Below are 18,342 nucleotides of genomic sequence, written 5' to 3' on the forward strand. Positions count from 1 at the left end.
TTGACGCCTGATTGGGCGGTTAATGACCTCTTTACCCTAACAGCGTTTAAATTTGTGATCAACTTCACATATAGTTTTTCATTTCGTCAACATGCGTAAATTAGGTCATTCTTAGTCAGCTTTTTTACATGTCATGCTTGCGATTTACTGACAATTAAATACAAGAATAAATCGCTTTATTGCGCCAACAATCACAGCAGTCACTATTATTCTGCTAGCAAAAAAACCACCTAATCCCTTCACAAAAAGATCACAGCTTTTTTAATAATCAGAGCAACCTGGAATTTTTGCTCGGAATATGTGATGAAGATAACTAAAACATCGTTTTATTTTGATTGAATCAATGTTCCCATGAATGCAAACTAATTCCAGACGCAATATCCCTGGGAGCAGCAACACGCTCAACGTATGCCGCGTTAGATTTTATAAAACAAAGAGATAGCGATTTTCTTTGTTAAGAAACACCAGTAACCATTTGAATTTATTAATTTTTACCCTCTTGCGCGAGTTTCAGCAGCGACAAGACATGAGGACGTTTATGAAAATTAAAGCCACGATTGAACGCATCCCCGGCGGAATGATGTTGATTCCTCTGTTATTAGGCGCAGTGTTAAATACGTTAGCTCCGGATACCGGTGCGTATTTCGGTTCGTTTACCAAAGGAATGATCAGCGGAACGGTACCGATTCTGGCAGTGTGGTTTTTTTGTATCGGCGCATCTATTGATTTGCGGGCAACCGGTACGGTATTACGCAAGTCCGGTACGCTGGTAATAACCAAAATAGCCGTGGCGTGGGTAGTGGCAATGATTGCTGCTTCATTTATTCCTGATACCGGTATTCAAACCGGGTTCTTTGCAGGCCTCTCAGTTTTGGCAATTGTCTCCGCAATGGACATGACCAACGGTGGTTTGTACGCCAGCCTGATGAACCAGTACGGCACCAAAGAAGAGTCCGGCGCATTTGTGTTGATGTCTCTGGAATCCGGTCCGTTAATGACCATGGTGATCCTCGGCTCTGCGGGTCTGGCCTCCTTCGAGCCACACCATTTCATCGGCGCGGTATTACCGTTCCTGATTGGCTTTACGTTGGGCAACCTGGATCACGACCTGCGTTCTTTCTTCAGCAAAGCCACACCGGTGCTGATCCCGTTCTTCGGCTTCGCGTTGGGTAACACTATTAACCTGAGCGTGATCGTTGATACCGGTCTGCTGGGTATCCTGCTGGGTGTCGCGGTTATCGTCATCACCGGTATCCCGCTGATTATTGCTGACCGTGTTATTGGTGGCGGGAACGGTACGGCAGGCGTCGCAGCCTCTTCAGCAGCAGGCGCTGCGGTAGCAAACCCGGTGATTATCGCTCAGATTAACCCGGCGTTCGAACCGGTTGCCGCATCCGCTACGGCGCTGGTTGCCGCCAGCGTAATTGTCACCGCCATTCTGGTGCCGATTATCACCGCGCTGTACGCCAAACGTTTTAATAAAAACCTAGTCGCCAACGAAGCGGTGGCCACCCCGGCAGACTCTCTACACCACTAAACCTGCCATTATCCTACTCACCAGCCCTGCTCAATTGACGAGCAGGGTCGGTGCAAAAATCTCCTCAACCATCGCATCGACCAGCCGCTTTGCCGAACACAATCGCGGCATTCCCAGCGCCACATTTTGCCAACGCTGCGTCACCGACCAGCTCACAGGATGGCGTTGCGCATCGCACCAGCTCCCCAGCCAGCTCAGCATATCGTTATACTCGCCCGATCCGCCGACAGCTGGCGTGCTGAGCCAATGATGATAGTAATGACGCGTAGCAGGCGCTGCATTCACGCTATCCGCCAACGCCTGAGCCGCCATGGTTCGCAGGTTGTCTTTTAGCATTAACACCACATCGGCATTCGCTAACCGGCAGGCATCACCAAAAGCCCCCCAACGTAGCTCCTCCAGCGCGACAAAACAGCGTCCTGGTAACGACCAGCCGTCATACGCGCCAGCCCGCCAGCGGGTAAAAATTTGTTCGCTATGCTCGCCCGCCTGAACCGTGAGGCCGCGCTGGGTCAGCGCCTTCTCTTTATACGCCTCGCGTTGGGTAAACCAGTCAGTCAGTGAATTTATTTGCTGTAAAAGACCGGGGGTTGAAAGCCCACGCGGGTGTTCTGTTTGTTGCAAAAACATCAGCCCTTCGGAGATCCGTACCAGAGCCAGATGACCCGGGTCAATCATGCCTGCCAGCTTCTCCACCAGCTTAAGGCGCATCACCAGATGCTCGCTGGACACTCCCGCCATCACCCACGCACGCAGTTGCGTCTGGGATAACACTTCCTGCGTCAGACGTGCACGCAGCCGCTGCTGCTGTTGCAGAAAACCGCCGGAACGTTTGGTTTCATCTCCCTGAACCAGATCGACCATAAACTTCGGGTAGACACACTCCAGCGTCCTCCCGGGGCCTTCCAGTAAAACGTTAGTCATGTGTGCTCGGTTGCAAAAAGGGTATTGATATCGTCACGCAGCAATCGGGAATCTTCATAAAGCCATGCCGCAATCGTAATGCGCTGCTGCAATTGCTCATTCATTGCATTCACCGCGGATTCATTTTGTTGGCGTAGCGTCAGACTCTCACTCAGACTCGCCTGCAATTGCGCCAGGCACAGAGAGAAATCAGCAAAAAATGTGGCCATGCCAGCCGTAACGGAGATATCGACCTGAGCAGCTAAAGCTTTACGAATTTGTTGGCAAAACTGGGAGACGTACTGCACAAGGTTTTTATGCAATGCGCCCATATCAATGAGATAACGCGTTTTTGTTTCGACGTAATCATTCCATCCCCAGTTGGGTTGATTTAGCCAACGAGAGAAAGTGTCACGCACCACACCGCCAGTAGACGGCACATTTTCTGCCGGAATATCCTGCTCAATGGCCTCGTTAAACAATTGGCGGGTATTGAAATTAAACATCGCCGTATGGAACGCTGGAAAACGGATCCGCGCACGAAAACCGGCGTGGTTTAGCTCCTCTTTCACCCTTTGCTCAATTGGCCGCATCGCGTCATTTAGCGCCCGGGAGAGCGTCGACTCAAGCTGTTCAAAACGCAGGGCTAAGTCCCGGCTGATGCTTTCCTGCGCCGCCAGCAATACCCCCTCACAGGACGAGCGAATTTTATCTAACACAATTTTTGCCTGCCCTTCATCATGCAGCACCAACATCTCTCCGGCCATTTCTGCCGTATTCACAGCATTCCCCAGACCGTGTTGTGACATCATCAGGACGTTTTCTTTGACAAAGAACGTGTTGATACCGCAAAGAATCTCAGTCTGTTGCTCACTGAGATAGGCAGCGGCAGCCTCCAGCGCCAGTTCTACTTCATGGCTGACTTCATCGCTCACCCGCCCCTGGCTCACTTCTAACTGCTGCATATCCTCTTCAATATGCGTGATGTTCAGCCGCAGTTTGTCATAGGCGACCGTTAACCCGTGGGCGCGAAATTCCAGATATTCGTGCACGCTTTGTGCATAGTTCAATAACTTATGTGACGCTGAGCGAAGCGCATACAGCGAAGCATTAGCATAAGCGGCGTGGATCACTTTCTGGATGGGCTGTTCAAACAGCGAGTCTTCCCACAACAGGTCGGCGGCATGGCGGATGTGTTCTGTATCGTCAAGATCGGTGGTGCGCCAGCGTCTGCCAAGCGCCGCTTCGGCAAAATCCTGCACCCAACGTTGCTCCTGATGATCCGGCAGTCGCCCGCGCGTCGTCAGCTCATGACGCGCCCTGTTCGCCAGATAGCCCCACATTGAGGAGACCGGATAAATTCTTTCAGGGGCAATTCCGCCTTGCATCAACGTGCCGGAAATCAACGCCCGCACCTGTTCTTCATCGTCACTGTTGCGGTCTTTCTGATCGAATTTATTGACCAGCGCATATAACGGCACTGACTTGCCGACCGCCATAATCGCCTGACGCACTTCCTCATCGGAAATCGATTTCAGTTGGGTGTAATCCAACACCGCCAGCACCGCAGAGGCCCGCACCAGCTGTTCATTGAGCATTTTTTGTAAGTGCGGTTGTCCTGCCTCGTTCGGCCCCGGCGTATCCAGCAGCGTTAATTGCCCTGGGTAGCTTGCCTGTCCGGCCAAATGGACAAACTCAACTTCAATAACCGGAATATGCTCAATCGCGGCATAGGCGGCAAAAGGAAAATCAACGTCCAATGCTTTTGACAGGCGCACCAGGTCGTTCAGGCTTTTAAGGCAATGGAAAATAGGCTGTGCGCCAAGATAATACCGTTCAAATGCCACACCATTTTCAATATGTTGCAGCAGGACATTCATATCCTTGTCAATTTCCAGGGTCTGCGTAAGACGCAGGCGATCGCACTCGCGCACGCGCTGCTGCAAAACCTTCATTAAGGCATCGATCGGCGCGACATGTGAAAAATGCAGCACCGGCTCTTTCTGCCCCGGCGTATGGCGTATTAGCGTTGGTAACGCCGTCATGGGGCGATTACGATTAGGTAACACCTCTGTCCCCACAATCGCGTTAATCGTCGTCGATTTTCCCGCTTTCATCGTGCCAACAATCGCCAGCACCATTTCCAGACGCGTAATCTTGCGCAGCTCATTATTGAGCGTTGCTTGCTGGACATCCATGCCACGCGCGCTGAAATGCAGGGGCTGAACAACCTGACTGCTATGCTCTCCTTGTTTTAGCGCGACATCATCCAACGACGTCATAGGCAATTTTTGCAATTGCCTGAGATGTTCAAGCGAGAGCATCAGCAAGCGTTCCGCTTCCTGACTTAATTCATATATTGTCTGTGTGTGCATGGAAAATTTTTCCTTAACGCAAATGGCATTGCTTTTATTTAGCCCAATCGTTTTATTTATAGATTTTTTGGCTTTTATAATTACGTATAGAAATAATTAAAATCAAAACAACCAATTGATATTATTAAAATAAATTTGGTGTATAACCGCTGGCCTGATGCCTCTCACTTATGAAAATAAGTAAGAAAGATAGACAGCGTAGTTCAGTTTTAAAAAATGCCAGCGGAATCCCCCTACTAAATTTAAGGGGTTCAATGATATTCAATCACAATGACTTAGGCATTTCTAAGCAATGTTACCTATGAATATCAGATATTTCGCCTCACCTTATCTTAAATATCTAAGCGTAGCAATTTCCCTTAAAAAATATTCCGCCATACTTTCATTGAGGTGAAAGCAGAGGGTCTTTACAGCAGATCATTTTGCGTAATCGCGCAGTAGTCCCGACAAATGCAGGGATTTTATGTATAATTGCGGCCTTTTTCGGCAATCTGCCATTTTTTGGGCGCATTTGCCCCTGCTGACTTTTGAGGAAATCCACATGTCATTACCACACTGCCCGCAATGCAACTCCGAATACACTTACGAAGATAACGGCATGTTCATCTGCCCGGAATGCGCTCACGAATGGAACGATGCTGAACCGGCGCAGGACAGCGACGAACTGATCGTTAAAGATGCCAACGGCAACCTGCTGGCTGACGGCGACAGCGTTACCGTCGTGAAAGACCTGAAGGTAAAAGGTAGCTCTTCCATGCTGAAGATTGGTACCAAAGTGAAAAACATTCGTTTGGTTGAAGGTGACCACAACATCGATTGCAAAATCGATGGCTTTGGCCCAATGAAGCTGAAATCTGAGTTTGTGAAAAAGAACTGATGCAAATTGCCTGATAGCGCGACGCTAATCAGGTCAACACCAGCTCATCTGCCAGGCGGGAAGCTCATACTTCCCGCCTGGTTTATTTTTGCAGACGCTAACTACACTTAATTGGCTTCTTTTACCTGAGGTAAAGATTATGCCGTTAAGTCCCTATATCTCCTTTGCAGGCAACTGCGCTGACGCTATCGCCTACTATCAAAAAACGTTAGGCGCTGAGCTACTCTACAAAATCAACTTCGGTGAAATGCCCAAATCGGCGCAGGATAGCGAAGATGGTTGCCCTTCAGGCTTGAAATTCCCCGACACTGCCATCGCCCACGCCAACCTGCGCGTTGCGGGCAGTGACATCATGATGAGCGATAGCGCCCCGGACGGAAATGCTCACTACTCTGGCTTCACGCTGGTGCTCGACACGCAAAACGTCGATGAAGGCAAACGCTGGTTTGATAATCTGGCAGCAAACGGAAAAATCGAAATGGACTGGCAGGAAACCTTCTGGGCCCACGGTTTCGGTAAAGTGAGCGACCAGTATGGCGTGCCGTGGATGATCAACGTTGTCAAACAACAGCAACCCCCTACAGAGTAATCCAACGGGAGGCCAGCCCTCCCGTACTGTCATCAAATAGCGCTCAACTCTTCATCGTCGAGTAACCATCCCTTAACGAAAACGTCACATTGATCCGCCACGATGGGGCCACTTTTTTAGGGAGGCCGCATCATGCAAACGATTATTCGCGTCGAGAAACTCTCCAAGTCCTTCAATCAACATCAGGCGCTCAATGCGGTTGATCTGAACATCTGTTCCGGTGAGATGGTGGCTCTGCTTGGGCCGTCTGGCTCCGGCAAATCCACCCTTTTACGTCATTTAAGCGGTTTGATCACCGGTGATAAATCCCCCGGCAGCCGCGTCGAGCTGCTGGGCCGCACCGTTCAACATGAAGGCCGCCTGGCGCGCGATATCCGCAAAAGCCGCGCCCACACCGGCTACATCTTCCAGCAGTTCAATCTGGTGAACCGCCTGACAGTGCTGGAGAACGTCCTGATTGGCGCGCTCGGCAGCACGCCGTTCTGGCGTACCTGTTTTAGCTGGTTTAGCCAGGAACAAAAACAGCGTGCATTACAGGCGCTGACCCGCGTGGGCATGGCGCACTTTGCATACCAGCGCGTTTCCACGCTTTCGGGCGGTCAGCAGCAGCGTGTCGCAATCGCCCGCGCGCTGATGCAGCAGGCCAAAGTGATCCTCGCCGATGAGCCGATTGCTTCGCTGGACCCGGAATCCGCACGCATCGTGATGGACACCCTACGCGACATAAACCAGACCGACGGTATCACCGTGGTCGTCACGCTGCATCAGGTGGATTACGCCCTGCGCTACTGCGAACGCATCGTCGCGCTGCGCCAGGGCAACGTCTTCTTTGATGGCAGCAGCCAGCATTTTGATAACGATCGTTTTGACCATCTCTACCGCAGCATGAACCGCGTCGAACAGAACGCGCAGGCTGCCTGACATCCCCACAATGAGGAATGGAAATGAGCTATAAGACCGTTGCCGCGCTGGCCTTCACCAGCATGTTTAGTCTCAGCACACTGCTCACCCCGGCCCATGCCGAAGAGCAAGAAAAAGCGCTGAACTTTGGCATTATTTCGACCGAATCACAGCAAAATCTGAAACCGCAGTGGGAACCGTTCCTGAAGGACATGGAAAAATCACTGGGCGTGAAAGTGAACGCCTTCTTCGCCCCGGACTACGCCGGGATCATCCAGGGAATGCGCTTTAACAAAGTTGATATCGCCTGGTACGGCAACCTCTCGGCAATGGAAGCGGTGGATCGCGCTAACGGGCAAGTGTTTGCCCAGACCGTCGCCGCCGACGGATCCCCAGGTTACTGGAGCGTGTTGATCGTTAACAAAGACAGTCCAATCAATAACCTGAACGATCTGATCGCCAAACGTAAGGATCTGACCTTCGGCAACGGCGATCCCAACTCAACGTCAGGCTTCCTCGTCCCCGGCTACTACGTCTTCGCCAAAAACAACATCTCCGCCAGCGACTTCAAACGCACCGTTAACGCCGGACACGAAACCAACGCGCTGGCCGTCGCCAACAAGCAGGTCGATGTCGCCACCAACAACACCGAAAACCTCGACAAGCTGAAAACTTCCGCACCGGAAAAACTGAAAGAGCTGAAGGTGATCTGGAAGTCACCGCTGATCCCGGGCGATCCGATCGTCTGGCGTAAAAACCTCTCCGAAACCACCAAGGACAAGGTGTACGACTTCTTTATGAATTACGGCAAAACGCCGGAACAGAAAACCGTACTGGAACGCCTGGGATGGGCACCGTTCCGCGCCTCCAGCGATCTGCAACTGGTGCCGATTCGCCAGTTGGCACTGTTTAAAGAGATGCAGGGTGTGAAGGACAACAAAGGGCTGAACGAGGAAGAGAAAACCAGCAAAACCTCGGCATTGAAAGCGCAGCTCGATGACCTTGACCGTCTGACCGCCGCACTGGGCGCTATGACCAGCGTCACCAAAGCGGTGCAGTAAACCTGGTGACCAAATTGTAGGCCTGATAAGCGCAGCGCCATCAGGCAATGCAAGGGATTCCATGCCGGATGGCGGTGCCAGCACCTTATCCGGCCTACAACAGACCCGAAACATCGACACCCAGGAGCTAAACATGCAAACCATCACCGTCGCCCCGCCCAAACGTAGCTGGTTCTCGCTGCTGAGCTGGGCCATTCTTCTCGCCGTGCTGGTGGTCTCGTGGAAAGGTGCCGAAATGGCCCCGCTCACGCTGATCCAGGATTCCGGCAATATGGCGACCTTCGCCGCCGACTTCTTCCCGCCGGACTTCAGCCAGTGGCAGGACTATCTCGGTGAAATGGCCGTCACCCTGCAAATTGCCGTCTGGGGGACTGCCCTCGCCGTTGTGCTGTCGATTCCCTTCGGCCTGATGTGCGCCGATAACCTCGTGCCGTGGTGGATTTACCAGCCGATGCGTCGCCTGATGGACGCCTGCCGCGCCATCAATGAAATGGTCTTCGCCATGCTGTTCGTGGTCGCCGTCGGGTTAGGCCCATTCGCCGGGGTGATGGCGCTGTTTATCCACACTACCGGGGTGCTCTCCAAACTGCTTTCCGAAGCGGTAGAAGCTATTGAGCCAGGTCCGGTAGAAGGCATTCGCGCCACCGGTGCCAACAAAATTGAAGAGATTCTGTACGGCGTTCTGCCACAGGTCATGCCGCTGCTTATCTCCTACTCGCTGTATCGCTTTGAATCCAACGTTCGCTCGGCCACGGTGGTCGGAATGGTGGGTGCAGGCGGTATTGGCGTGACCTTATGGGAAGCGATTCGCGGCTTTCAGTTCCAGCAAACCTGCGCCTTGATGGTGTTAATCATCGTCACCGTCAGCCTGTTGGATTTCCTTTCCCAGCGTTTGCGTAAGCACTTTATCTGATTAGCGAGGCATTGATTGCTATGCACTTGTCTACACATCCGACCAGTTATCCAACGCGTTATCAGGAAATTGCCGCGAGACTTGAGCAGGAGCTACGTCAACATTATCGCTGCGGTGACTATCTGCCCGCCGAGCATCAGCTTGCCGCGCGCTACGAGGTAAACCGCCACACCCTGCGCCGCGCCATTGACCAGTTGGTTGAACGCGGTTGGGTTCAGCGTCGTCAGGGCGTCGGCGTGCTGGTGCTGATGCGCCCGTTCGATTACCCGCTTAATGCCCAGGCGCGCTTTAGTCAGAATCTGCTGGACCAGGGCAGCCATCCCACCAGCGAAAAACTGCTGGCGGTGCTGCGTCCGGCCTCCAGCCACATTGCCGATGCGCTCAGCATAAACGAGGGCGATAACGTGATTCACCTGCGCACCCTGCGCCGGGTTAACGGCATCGCACTGTGCCAGATCGACCACTATTTTTCCGACCTCTCGCTGTGGCCGCTGCTGCAAGGCTTCAACAGCGGTTCGCTGCATGACTACCTGCGCGAACAGTCCGGTCTGACGCTGCTACGCACGCAAACGCGCATCAGCGCCCGCCGTGCGCAGGCCAAAGAGAGCAAGGTGCTGGAAATCCCCAATATGGCGCCGCTGCTGTGCGTGCGCACCCTGAACCACCGTGAAGGCGAAGAACACGCGGCGGAATACTCCGTCAGCCTGACCCGCGCCGACATGATCGAATTCACTATGGAGCACTGAATGCATTTCGATACCGCCACTCGCCAGCGCTGGATGCGCGCGCTGGCTTACAGCAATGCCGATGCCCTGAACGCCCGCATCACCGCGCTCAAACTGGCGCCGGACTATGAACTTATCCGCGCCCCGGAAAGCGGACTGATGCAGATCCAGGCCCGTATGGGCGGTACCGGCAACCGCTTCTTTGCCGGTGACACCACGCTAACTCGCGCAGTGGTACGCCTGAAGAGCGGCACGCTGGGTTACAGCTACCTGCTGGGACGCAATAAACAACATGCCGAGCAGTGCGCGGTGATTGACGCACTGCTGCAGGAACAAACGCATTTCCAGAACCTAATGGAAACCTTAATTGCCCCGCTGGAAGCGGAACGCGATGCGCTGATTAACGCACGCCGTGCCGAAGTCAACGCCAGCCGGGTCGACTTCTTCACGCTGGTACGCGGAGATAACGCATGACACGATCTACAGCACTTCTGACCGCTTTTAATTTACCCGTTCAGGATGCTCAGCAGAGCTTTCGTCGCCTGCTGAAAGCCATGAGCGAACCGGGCGTAATCGTCGCCCTGCATCAACTGAAACACGGCTGGCAGCCGCTGGGTCTGGCAACCACCAGCGTGCTGCTGACCCTGGTCGATGGCGACACGCCGGTCTGGCTGGCGCCGTCGATGGATAACGATATTGCCCGCCAGAACCTGCGTTTTCATACCAACGCGCCGCTGGTGGATCAGCCGCAGCTGGCGGCCTTTGCCGTCGCCGACGAGCGCATCAGCAGCGAACAGCTTAACGCCCTCTCCGCCGGTTCAGCCGTCGCGCCAGAGACCAGCGCCACGCTGATTGTGCAGGTCTCTGGCTTAAGCGGCGGACGCATGCTGCGTCTGACCGGCGCGGGCATCGCCGAAGAGCGCATGATCGCGCCACAGCTGCCGGAATGTCTGATTCACGAACTCACCGAACGCCCGCACCCGTTCCCACTGGGGGTCGATCTGATCCTCACCTGCGGCGAACGCCTGCTGGCTATTCCGCGAACCACCCATGTGGAGGTGTGCTGATGTACGTCGCCGTCAAAGGGGGCGAAAAGGCGATAGCCAACGCCCACGCCCTGCAGGAAAACCGACGCCGGGGCGATGAAACCATTGCTGAACTGAGCGTGGCGCAAATCGAACAGCAGATGAACCTGGCCGTTGACCGGGTGATGACCGAAGGCGGTATTGCCGACCGCGAACTGGCGGCACTGGCGCTGAAGCAGGCCAGCGGCGATAACGTCGAAGCCATCTTTTTGCTCCGCGCCTACCGCACTACGCTGGCAAAAGTGGCGGTCAGTGAACCGGTTAACAGCGCAGAAATGCGCCTTGAGCGCCGAATCTCGGCGGTCTACAAGGATATTCCCGGCGGGCAACTGTTGGGTCCAACCTATGACTACACCCATCGCCTGCTGGATTTTACCCTGCTGGCCAATGGCGAAACGCCGCCTCTGCGCAGCGCAGACGGCGCGCAGGATGCCTCCCCGCACGTCTTTTCCCTGCTGGCCAACCAGGGACTGGCAAAGCGTGAAGAGGATGATGGCGCGACACCCGACGACATCACCCGCACACCGCCGGTTTATCCCTGTTCACGTGCTTCACGCCTGCAACAGCTGATGCGCGGCGACGAAGGCTATCTGCTGGCGCTGGCCTACTCCACCCAGCGCGGCTACGGGCGCAATCACCCGTTTGCCGCCGAAATCCGCAGCGGCTATGTGGCACTGGAAACGGTGCCGGAAGAGCTGGGATTTGCGGTTAACGTCGGCGAACTGCTGATGACCGAATGTGAAATGGTGAACGGGTTTGTCACACCAGAAAACGAATCCCCCCATTTTACCCGCGGCTACGGGCTGGTGTTCGGTATGAGCGAACGTAAAGCGATGGCGATGGCGCTGGTGGACCGCGCCCTACAGGCAGCCGAATACGATGAAACGGTCACAGGACCGGCGCAGGACGAAGAGTTCGTGCTGGCGCATGCGGATAACGTCGAGGCGGCGGGTTTTGTTTCGCACCTCAAACTTCCCCATTACGTCGATTTCCAGGCCGAACTGGAACTGCTCAAACGCCTGCAACAGGAGGCCACCCGTGACCACTAACCTCTCCGGCTACAACTTTGCCTATCTTGATGAGCAGACCAAACGCATGATCCGCCGCGCCATTCTGAAAGCGGTGGCAATCCCGGGTTACCAGGTCCCGTTTGGCGGACGTGAAATGCCGATGCCCTACGGCTGGGGAACCGGCGGCATCCAGCTCACCGCCAGCGTGATTGGCGAGCCGGACGTATTGAAGGTGATTGACCAGGGCGCGGATGACACCACCAACGCCGTGTCGATTCGTAATTTCTTCAAGCGTGTGACCGGGGTGAATACCACTGAGCGTACGGAAGATGCGACGCTGATCCAGACCCGCCACCGCATCCCGGAAACGCCGCTGGTGGAAGATCAGATAATCATCTTCCAGGTACCGATCCCTGAGCCGCTGCGCTTTATCGAACCGCGTGAAACGGAAACTCGCACCATGCACGCGCTGGAAGAGTACGGCATCATGCAGGTGAAACTGTATGAAGATATCGCCCGCTTCGGCCATATCGCCACCACTTACGCCTATCCGGTGAAGGTCAATGACCGCTACGTCATGGACCCGTCGCCCATCCCGAAATTCGACAATCCAAAGATGGACATGATGCCAGCCCTGCAACTGTTTGGCGCTGGCCGCGAAAAGCGTATCTATGCCGTTCCACCTTACACCCGCGTGGAAAGCCTCGATTTCGACGATCACCCGTTTACCGTGCAGAGCTGGGATGAGCCTTGCGCCATCTGCGGCTCAACCCACAGCTATCTCGATGAAGTGGTGCTCGATGACACCGGCAAACGCATGTTTGTCTGCTCCGACACCGACTACTGCCGCCAACAGAGCGAGGCCCTCAGCAAATGACGCAACCGCTGCTTTCAGTCAACAACCTGACCCATCTCTACGCGCCGGGCAAGGGCTTCAGCGATGTCTCTTTTGACCTGTGGCCAGGCGAAGTGCTGGGTATCGTCGGCGAGTCCGGTTCCGGCAAAACCACGTTACTGAAATCGATCTCATCACGGCTGACGCCGCAGAGCGGGGAGATTTTGTATCAGAACCGTTCGCTGTACGGCATGAACGAGGCCGACCGTCGCCGTCTGCTGCGCACCGAATGGGGCGTGGTGCACCAGCATCCGCTGGATGGCCTGCGCCGTCAGGTCTCCGCAGGTGGCAATATCGGCGAACGCCTGATGGCCACCGGCGCGCGTCACTACGGCGACATCCGCGCCACCGCGCAGCGCTGGCTGGAGGAGGTAGAGATCCCTGCCTCGCGTATCGACGATCTGCCCACCACCTTTTCTGGCGGCATGCAGCAACGCCTGCAGATTGCCCGCAACCTCGTCACCCATCCCAAACTGGTGTTTATGGACGAACCTACCGGCGGGCTGGACGTTTCCGTACAGGCCAAACTGCTGGACCTGCTGCGCGGCCTGGTGGTGGAACTGGATCTGGCGGTAGTGATTGTCACCCACGATTTGGGCGTCGCGCGCCTGCTGGCCGACCGTTTGCTGGTGATGAAGCAGGGTCAGGTGGTGGAAAGTGGGTTAACTGACCGCGTGCTCGACGATCCGCATCATCCGTATACCCAGCTGCTGGTGTCGTCGGTGTTGCAGAACTGATTTTTTGTTGTGCCGGATGTCGGCTACGCCTTATCTGGCCTACGGAGCGGTATCGCTTGTGCCGGATGGCGGCTACGCCTTATCCGGCCTACGGAGCGGCATCGCTTGTGCCGGATGGCGGCTACGCCTTATCCGGCCTACGGAGTGGTATCGCTTGTGCCGGATGTCGGCTACGCCTTATCCGGCCTACGGAGCGGCATCGCTTGTGCCGGATGGCGGCTACGCCTTATCCGGCCTACGGAGTGGTATCGCTTGTGCCGGATGTCGGCTACGCCTTATCCGGCCTACGGAGCGGCATTGGTTGTAGGCCTGATAAGCGAAGCGCCATCAGGCAATCGAACGCAAAAATGTCTAAAGAGGCTAAAAATGAACGCGATCCGCGTTGAAAATGTCAGTAAAACCTTTGTCCTGCATCAGCAAAACGGCGTGCGTCTGCCGGTGCTGCAAAACGCCACTCTGGACGTTAAAAGCGGCGAATGCGTGGTGCTGCACGGTCACTCGGGCAGCGGCAAATCCACATTGCTGCGTTCGCTGTACGCCAACTACCTGCCGGATGAAGGACACATCCACATCCGCCACAGCGATGAATGGGTCGATCTGGTGCAGGCCCCGGCGCGCAAAGTACTGGAGGTTCGCCGTTCAACCATCGGCTGGGTGAGCCAGTTCCTGCGCGTGATCCCGAGGATTTCCGCGCTGGACGTGGTGATGCAACCGCTGCTGGATCTGGGGGTCTCCCGTGAGGAGTGTGCAGCCAAAGCAGCTAACCTGCTTACCCGCCTGAACGTGCCGGAGCGGTTGTGGCACCTGGCGCCGTCGACCTTTTCCGGCGGCGAACAGCAGCGCGTCAACATCGCCCGTGGGTTTATCGTCGATTACCCAATTCTGCTGCTCGATGAGCCTACCGCCTCGCTGGACGCCAAAAACAGCGCCGCCGTCGTTGCATTGATTGAAGAAGCGAAAGCCCGCGGCGCAGCAATTGTCGGCATTTTTCACGATCAAACCGTGCGCGACCGCGTAGCGGATCGTCTGCATCTGATGGGAACAACAGCATGATTATCAATAATGTAAAGCTGGTACTGGAAGATGAAGTGGTGCAAGGATCGCTGGAAATCGAGGGCGGGGTCATTCGCACCTTTGCAGAAATTCCGAGCAGCCTACCTGAGGCGCTGGACGGCGAAGGCGGCTGGCTGTTACCAGGGCTTATCGAGCTGCATACCGATAATCTCGACAAATTTTTCACCCCGCGCCCGAAGGTAGACTGGCCTGCCCACTCGGCGATGAGCAGCCACGACGCGCTAATGGTCGCCAGCGGCATTACCACCGTGCTGGACGCGGTGGCAATTGGCGATGTGCGCGACGGCGGCGACCGTCTGGAAAATCTGGAGAAGATGATCAATGCGGTCGAAGAGACGCAAAAGCGCGGGGTCAATCGCGCCGAGCATCGCCTGCACCTGCGCTGTGAGCTGCCGCATCACACTACCCTGCCGCTGTTTGAAAAGCTGGTCGGCCGCGAGCCGGTAACGCTGGTGTCACTGATGGATCACTCGCCAGGCCAGCGTCAGTTCGCCAATCGCGAGAAGTACCGCGAGTATTATCAAGGCAAGTATTCGCTCACCGACGAGCAGATGGCCCGCTATGAAGAAGAACAGTTAGCGCTGGCGGCGCGTTGGTCACAGCCCAATCGCACGGCGATTGCCCAGATGTGTCGTGAGCGCCAGATTGCGCTGGCGAGCCATGATGATGCCACCCATGATCATGTGCTGGAATCGCACCAGCTTGGCAGCGTGATCGCCGAATTCCCCACTACCTTCGAAGCGGCTGAAGCCTCGCGCCAGCATGGTATGAACGTACTGATGGGGGCGCCCAACATCGTGCGTGGCGGTTCTCACTCCGGCAACGTGGCCGCGCATAAGCTGGCTGAGCTGGGGCTTTTGGATATTCTTTCTTCCGACTACTACCCCGCCAGCCTGCTCGATGCGGCGTTTCGCGTAGCGGACGACGACGCCAACCGCTTTACGCTGCCACAGGCCATTCGTCTGGTGACCCGCAATCCGGCGCGGGCATTAAATCTCGACGATCGTGGCGTTGTTGCCGAAGGCAAACGCGCGGATCTGGTGCTGGCACACCGCAAAGGCGGCAACATCCATATCGACCACGTCTGGCGTCAGGGCAAAAGGGTATTCTGACTATGGGTAAACTGATCTGGCTGATGGGGCCATCCGGCTCCGGTAAGGACAGTCTGCTGGCCGAACTCCGCCAGCAGGAACCGGCGCAACTGCTGGTGGCGCACCGTTACATCACCCGCGCCGCCAACGCCGGGAATGAAAATCATATTGCGCTGAGCGAACAAGAATTTTTTACCCGCGCCGGGCAGAACCTGCTGGCGCTGAGCTGGCACGCCAATGGCTTCTACTACGGCGTTGGCGTGGAGATTGACCTCTGGCTACACGCCGGTTTTGATGTGGTGGTCAACGGCTCACGGGCGCATCTGCCCCAGGCGCAGGCCCGTTACGGCACATCTTTACTCCCCATTTGCTTACAGGTTTCTCCGGCGATTTTACGCCAGCGCTTGCAGGCTCGTGGACGGGAGAGCGAAACGGAAATCGCCGCCCGTCTTGAGCGCGCAGCCCGCTACGCCCCGTATGACTGCCACGTCCTGAACAACGATGGAAGTTTGCTACAGTCTGTCGATACACTACTCACACTGATGGGACGCAAGGAGAAGAAACATGTCTGTCTGTGAATTACGCCGCGCTACGCTATACGATACCGATGCGGTTTATGCGCTCATCTGTGAGTTGAAACAGGGTCAATTCGACCTGCAGGCCTTTAGTGCCGGATACGCCGCAAATCTGCAAGATCCCAATATGCACTACCAACTGGCGCAGCTCGACGGACAGGTCGTCGGCTTGATCGGTCTGCACCTGCAGTTTCATCTGCACCACGCTAACTGGATTGGTGAAATACAGGAACTGGTGGTGATGCCGCAGGCGCGAGGATTAACGGTAGGCAGTCAGTTACTGGCCTGGGCCGAAGCCACCGCGCGCGAAGCGGGTGCAGAGATGACCGAGCTTTCCACCAGCACTCAACGCCTTAACGCTCACCGTTTTTATCAGCGCGAAGGCTATACCCAGAGCCATTTTCGCTTCACTAAACCGTTGTAGGGGGGAGCCATGAGTCTGACCATTACACTGACGGGAACGGGCGGCGCGCAGCTGGTGCCGACATTTGGCTGCGACTGTGCGGCCTGCCAACGAGCACGCTTACAGGCGCAATACCGTCGACGCCCTTGTAGCGGGGTGGTCAGGTTCAATAATGCGGTGACGCTGCTGGACGCGGGGATCCCGCATCTGATGGACGACTGGCCGGCGGGCAGCTTCCAGCAGTTTCTGCTGACTCATTATCATATGGATCATGTGCAAGGGCTGTTTCCGTTGCGCTGGGGTGTCGAGGCGACCATCCCGGTGTACGGTCCGCCGGATGAACAGGGTTGCGACGATCTGTTTAAGCATCCCGGCATCCTCGATTTTAGCCATACCGTGGCACCATTCGTGGTGTTCGACCTGCAAGGATTGCAGGTAACGCCGCTACCGCTCAACCATTCAAAGCTGACGTTTGGTTATCTGCTGGAGACCGCACATAGCCGCGTGGCGTGGCTCTCCGATACCGCCAGACTTCCCGACAAGACGTTGAAGTTTCTCCACAATAACCAGCCTCAGGTGATTATCATTGACTGCAGCCATGCCCCGCGCGCCGAGCCACCGCGCAATCATTGTGATTTAAACACCGTTATCGCATTGAACGACTTCATCCGCTGCCCACGGGTGATCCTGACGCATATCAGCCATCAGTTTGATCTGTGGATGATGGAACATCCGCTACCAGTAGGGTTTGAGGCAGGATATGACGGAATGGAGATTGTGCTGGAGTAAGGAAATTTGCCGGATGCGATGAAAACATCTTATCCGGCCTACAAACAGATGATTAAGCGACTTTTTTTGCGCCGACATCTCGCTGCGCAATAAAATCTTTAACTGAAACAATCCGGTTCAGTTCTTCTTGCGCCCGCATGTCATTTTCAACTTCCCACAGGTCAACCGCCGCCTGTAGGTTACGCCAGAAATCAACGGAGGTATCGAACGCTTTTGCCAAACGAAACGCCATATCCGTTGTTAATTTGCGATTATTGTTGACCAGTGCGCTCACTGTATTGCGGTGAACATGCAGAATTTCAGCCAGATCGTTGATTTTCAGATCAAGCGGTTCCAGGTATTCATATTGCAGGATATCACCCACAGTCGTTGGTTTTCTGGATGCCTGTTTCATATCGTTACCTTACGTTTTCTCTAATAGATGTGTGGATCTAAGTACACATCTTCGGCCTTACCTTAAATATTAATCGGTACTGCTTGTTTACTCTGATTGAAGAATATTCCTGTAATTTTCCGGTTAACTCTTCATATCTGTTACCGGGTGGCGAGCGCAAATCCCGATGCGAAACAGCCGCATTAATGATATCCAGCTTTCTGGCTAATGCAGTGTGAATATCCGCAGGTATTTTTCTGTGCGATGTCGCCCGTTCAAAAAAATCTTCAAGCCATGTATCCCGAAAATTTCTGATATTTAATGATTTAGACATTCCATTGCCAGCACCTTTTCCATAAGCATAGAGAGATTGTAGTGCATACATGCACTGTGCTCAAGTGCATTCATTAACATAAAATGGTGAGCTGTT

The 18,342-nt window shown here is 54.9% G+C and carries 20 protein-coding genes and 1 pseudogene; 17 read left to right on the forward strand and 4 right to left on the reverse strand.

The features are described 5' to 3' along the window. Positions 1 to 538: 538 nt before the first annotated feature. A complete protein-coding gene (gene kdgT, locus OGY04_RS09485; RefSeq protein ID WP_003826735.1) occupies positions 539 to 1,537 on the forward strand; it encodes a 2-keto-3-deoxygluconate transporter in 999 nt (332 codons plus the stop codon). Positions 1,538 to 1,567: 30 nt separating this feature from the next. Here kdgT and OGY04_RS09490 read toward each other — a convergent pair whose 3' ends face one another. Next, positions 1,568 to 2,461, reverse strand: coding sequence for a diguanylate cyclase regulator RdcB family protein (locus OGY04_RS09490; RefSeq protein WP_286585179.1), 894 nt, complete (start codon positions 2,459 to 2,461; stop codon positions 1,568 to 1,570). Beyond that, positions 2,458 to 4,815 carry a clamp-binding protein CrfC gene (gene crfC / locus OGY04_RS09495; RefSeq protein WP_008786963.1) on the reverse strand — a complete coding sequence of 786 codons (2,358 nt, stop codon included), beginning with the start codon at positions 4,813 to 4,815 and terminating at the stop codon, positions 2,458 to 2,460. The genes OGY04_RS09490 and crfC overlap by 4 nt, the downstream gene beginning before the upstream one ends. 541 nt (positions 4,816 to 5,356) lie before the next feature. Between crfC and OGY04_RS09500 the strand changes: the two genes are divergently transcribed. The 16 genes from OGY04_RS09500 to phnP all read left to right on the forward strand — a co-directional run bounded on the left by OGY04_RS09500 (position 5,357) and on the right by phnP (position 17,539). Next, entirely contained in the window at positions 5,357 to 5,692 is a 336-nt protein-coding gene (locus tag OGY04_RS09500; RefSeq protein ID WP_003031835.1) for a zinc ribbon domain-containing protein YjdM, read from the forward strand. Positions 5,693 to 5,831: 139 nt separating this feature from the next. Further along, a complete protein-coding gene (yjdN, locus tag OGY04_RS09505) occupies positions 5,832 to 6,281 on the forward strand; it encodes a VOC family metalloprotein YjdN (protein ID WP_032942129.1) in 450 nt (149 codons plus the stop codon). A 132-nt stretch (positions 6,282 to 6,413) separates the two neighbouring features. Continuing rightward, positions 6,414 to 7,202, forward strand: a complete 789-nt coding sequence (gene phnC, locus OGY04_RS09510) for a phosphonate ABC transporter ATP-binding protein (RefSeq protein ID WP_003826726.1) — start codon at positions 6,414 to 6,416, stop codon at positions 7,200 to 7,202. A 23-nt stretch (positions 7,203 to 7,225) separates the two neighbouring features. Further along, on the forward strand, positions 7,226 to 8,242 hold the full coding sequence (phnD, locus tag OGY04_RS09515; protein ID WP_008786961.1) for a phosphonate ABC transporter substrate-binding protein: 1,017 nt from the start codon (positions 7,226 to 7,228) through the stop codon (positions 8,240 to 8,242). A gap of 133 nt (positions 8,243 to 8,375) precedes the next feature. Next, complete coding sequence (phnE, locus tag OGY04_RS09520) at positions 8,376 to 9,155, forward strand: phosphonate ABC transporter, permease protein PhnE (protein ID WP_016155398.1); 780 nt, start codon at positions 8,376 to 8,378, stop codon at positions 9,153 to 9,155. Positions 9,156 to 9,175: 20 nt separating this feature from the next. After that, positions 9,176 to 9,901: a phosphonate metabolism transcriptional regulator PhnF gene (gene phnF / locus OGY04_RS09525; protein ID WP_020996086.1), complete on the forward strand. Its 726-nt coding sequence runs from the start codon at positions 9,176 to 9,178 to the stop codon at positions 9,899 to 9,901. Beyond that, positions 9,902 to 10,354 (forward strand): phosphonate C-P lyase system protein PhnG, encoded by a 453-nt coding sequence (phnG, locus tag OGY04_RS09530; protein WP_103285872.1) that lies wholly within the window; start codon positions 9,902 to 9,904, stop codon positions 10,352 to 10,354. It abuts the gene before it with no gap. Further along, positions 10,351 to 10,947 carry a phosphonate C-P lyase system protein PhnH gene (phnH, locus tag OGY04_RS09535; protein WP_008786957.1) on the forward strand — a complete coding sequence of 199 codons (597 nt, stop codon included), beginning with the start codon at positions 10,351 to 10,353 and terminating at the stop codon, positions 10,945 to 10,947. Before phnG ends, phnH begins: the two co-directional genes overlap by 4 nt. Further along, positions 10,947 to 12,014 (forward strand): carbon-phosphorus lyase complex subunit, encoded by a 1,068-nt coding sequence (locus OGY04_RS09540; protein WP_286585181.1) that lies wholly within the window; start codon positions 10,947 to 10,949, stop codon positions 12,012 to 12,014. Before phnH ends, OGY04_RS09540 begins: the two co-directional genes overlap by 1 nt. Positions 12,015 to 12,060: 46 nt before the next feature. After that, positions 12,061 to 12,852, forward strand: a complete 792-nt coding sequence (gene phnJ, locus OGY04_RS09545) for an alpha-D-ribose 1-methylphosphonate 5-phosphate C-P-lyase PhnJ (RefSeq protein ID WP_049259807.1) — start codon at positions 12,061 to 12,063, stop codon at positions 12,850 to 12,852. Further along, positions 12,849 to 13,607, forward strand: a complete 759-nt coding sequence (gene phnK / locus OGY04_RS09550; protein ID WP_003844769.1) for a phosphonate C-P lyase system protein PhnK — start codon at positions 12,849 to 12,851, stop codon at positions 13,605 to 13,607. Before phnJ ends, phnK begins: the two co-directional genes overlap by 4 nt. Before the next feature lie 366 nt (positions 13,608 to 13,973). After that, complete coding sequence (gene phnL / locus OGY04_RS09555) at positions 13,974 to 14,660, forward strand: phosphonate C-P lyase system protein PhnL (RefSeq protein ID WP_003826708.1); 687 nt, start codon at positions 13,974 to 13,976, stop codon at positions 14,658 to 14,660. Further along, a complete protein-coding gene (gene phnM / locus OGY04_RS09560) occupies positions 14,657 to 15,793 on the forward strand; it encodes an alpha-D-ribose 1-methylphosphonate 5-triphosphate diphosphatase (RefSeq protein ID WP_174770806.1) in 1,137 nt (378 codons plus the stop codon). Before phnL ends, phnM begins: the two co-directional genes overlap by 4 nt. Positions 15,794 to 15,795: 2 nt before the next feature. Next, positions 15,796 to 16,350, forward strand: a complete 555-nt coding sequence (phnN, locus tag OGY04_RS09565; protein ID WP_008786953.1) for a ribose 1,5-bisphosphokinase — start codon at positions 15,796 to 15,798, stop codon at positions 16,348 to 16,350. Continuing rightward, a complete protein-coding gene (gene phnO, locus OGY04_RS09570; protein WP_008786952.1) occupies positions 16,337 to 16,771 on the forward strand; it encodes an aminoalkylphosphonate N-acetyltransferase in 435 nt (144 codons plus the stop codon). Before phnN ends, phnO begins: the two co-directional genes overlap by 14 nt. Positions 16,772 to 16,780: 9 nt before the next feature. After that, positions 16,781 to 17,539 (forward strand): phosphonate metabolism protein PhnP, encoded by a 759-nt coding sequence (gene phnP, locus OGY04_RS09575; RefSeq protein WP_234096740.1) that lies wholly within the window; start codon positions 16,781 to 16,783, stop codon positions 17,537 to 17,539. Between the two features lie 52 nt (positions 17,540 to 17,591). Here the strand turns inward: phnP and OGY04_RS09580 are convergent, their stop codons facing one another. Together OGY04_RS09580 and OGY04_RS09585 are read right to left on the reverse strand one after the other, a co-directional pair. Beyond that, positions 17,592 to 17,933: a HigA family addiction module antitoxin gene (locus OGY04_RS09580; protein ID WP_008786950.1), complete on the reverse strand. Its 342-nt coding sequence runs from the start codon at positions 17,931 to 17,933 to the stop codon at positions 17,592 to 17,594. Positions 17,934 to 17,953: 20 nt separating this feature from the next. Beyond that, positions 17,954 to 18,246, reverse strand: a pseudogene (locus OGY04_RS09585) (type II toxin-antitoxin system RelE/ParE family toxin). Positions 18,247 to 18,342 lie beyond the last annotated feature (96 nt).

It is taken from the genome of Citrobacter sp. Cpo091 (genome assembly GCF_030332645.1).
GTDB lineage: Bacteria > Pseudomonadota > Gammaproteobacteria > Enterobacterales > Enterobacteriaceae > Citrobacter > Citrobacter portucalensis.

What these genes read in the sequence shown, in the direction of transcription:
- phnN (WP_008786953.1), top strand. Translation starts at nt 15,796, where the DNA reads ATGGGTAAACTGATCTGGCTGATGGGGCCATCCGGCTCCGGTAAGGAC.
- phnJ (WP_049259807.1), top strand. Translation starts at nt 12,061, where the DNA reads ATGATCCGCCGCGCCATTCTGAAAGCGGTGGCAATCCCGGGTTACCAG.
- phnP (WP_234096740.1), top strand. Translation starts at nt 16,781, where the DNA reads ATGAGTCTGACCATTACACTGACGGGAACGGGCGGCGCGCAGCTGGTG.
- phnK (WP_003844769.1), top strand. Translation starts at nt 12,849, where the DNA reads ATGACGCAACCGCTGCTTTCAGTCAACAACCTGACCCATCTCTACGCG.
- OGY04_RS09540 (WP_286585181.1), top strand. Translation starts at nt 10,947, where the DNA reads ATGTACGTCGCCGTCAAAGGGGGCGAAAAGGCGATAGCCAACGCCCAC.
- phnL (WP_003826708.1), top strand. Translation starts at nt 13,974, where the DNA reads ATGAACGCGATCCGCGTTGAAAATGTCAGTAAAACCTTTGTCCTGCAT.
- phnG (WP_103285872.1), top strand. Translation starts at nt 9,902, where the DNA reads ATGCATTTCGATACCGCCACTCGCCAGCGCTGGATGCGCGCGCTGGCT.
- yjdN (WP_032942129.1), top strand. Translation starts at nt 5,832, where the DNA reads ATGCCGTTAAGTCCCTATATCTCCTTTGCAGGCAACTGCGCTGACGCT.
- phnF (WP_020996086.1), top strand. Translation starts at nt 9,176, where the DNA reads ATGCACTTGTCTACACATCCGACCAGTTATCCAACGCGTTATCAGGAA.
- phnD (WP_008786961.1), top strand. Translation starts at nt 7,226, where the DNA reads ATGAGCTATAAGACCGTTGCCGCGCTGGCCTTCACCAGCATGTTTAGT.
- phnM (WP_174770806.1), top strand. Translation starts at nt 14,657, where the DNA reads ATGATTATCAATAATGTAAAGCTGGTACTGGAAGATGAAGTGGTGCAA.
- OGY04_RS09500 (WP_003031835.1), top strand. Translation starts at nt 5,357, where the DNA reads ATGTCATTACCACACTGCCCGCAATGCAACTCCGAATACACTTACGAA.
- OGY04_RS09580 (WP_008786950.1), bottom strand. Translation starts at nt 17,933, where the DNA reads ATGAAACAGGCATCCAGAAAACCAACGACTGTGGGTGATATCCTGCAA.
- phnH (WP_008786957.1), top strand. Translation starts at nt 10,351, where the DNA reads ATGACACGATCTACAGCACTTCTGACCGCTTTTAATTTACCCGTTCAG.
- phnC (WP_003826726.1), top strand. Translation starts at nt 6,414, where the DNA reads ATGCAAACGATTATTCGCGTCGAGAAACTCTCCAAGTCCTTCAATCAA.
- OGY04_RS09490 (WP_286585179.1), bottom strand. Translation starts at nt 2,461, where the DNA reads ATGACTAACGTTTTACTGGAAGGCCCCGGGAGGACGCTGGAGTGTGTC.
- phnO (WP_008786952.1), top strand. Translation starts at nt 16,337, where the DNA reads ATGTCTGTCTGTGAATTACGCCGCGCTACGCTATACGATACCGATGCG.
- kdgT (WP_003826735.1), top strand. Translation starts at nt 539, where the DNA reads ATGAAAATTAAAGCCACGATTGAACGCATCCCCGGCGGAATGATGTTG.
- phnE (WP_016155398.1), top strand. Translation starts at nt 8,376, where the DNA reads ATGCAAACCATCACCGTCGCCCCGCCCAAACGTAGCTGGTTCTCGCTG.
- crfC (WP_008786963.1), bottom strand. Translation starts at nt 4,815, where the DNA reads ATGCACACACAGACAATATATGAATTAAGTCAGGAAGCGGAACGCTTG.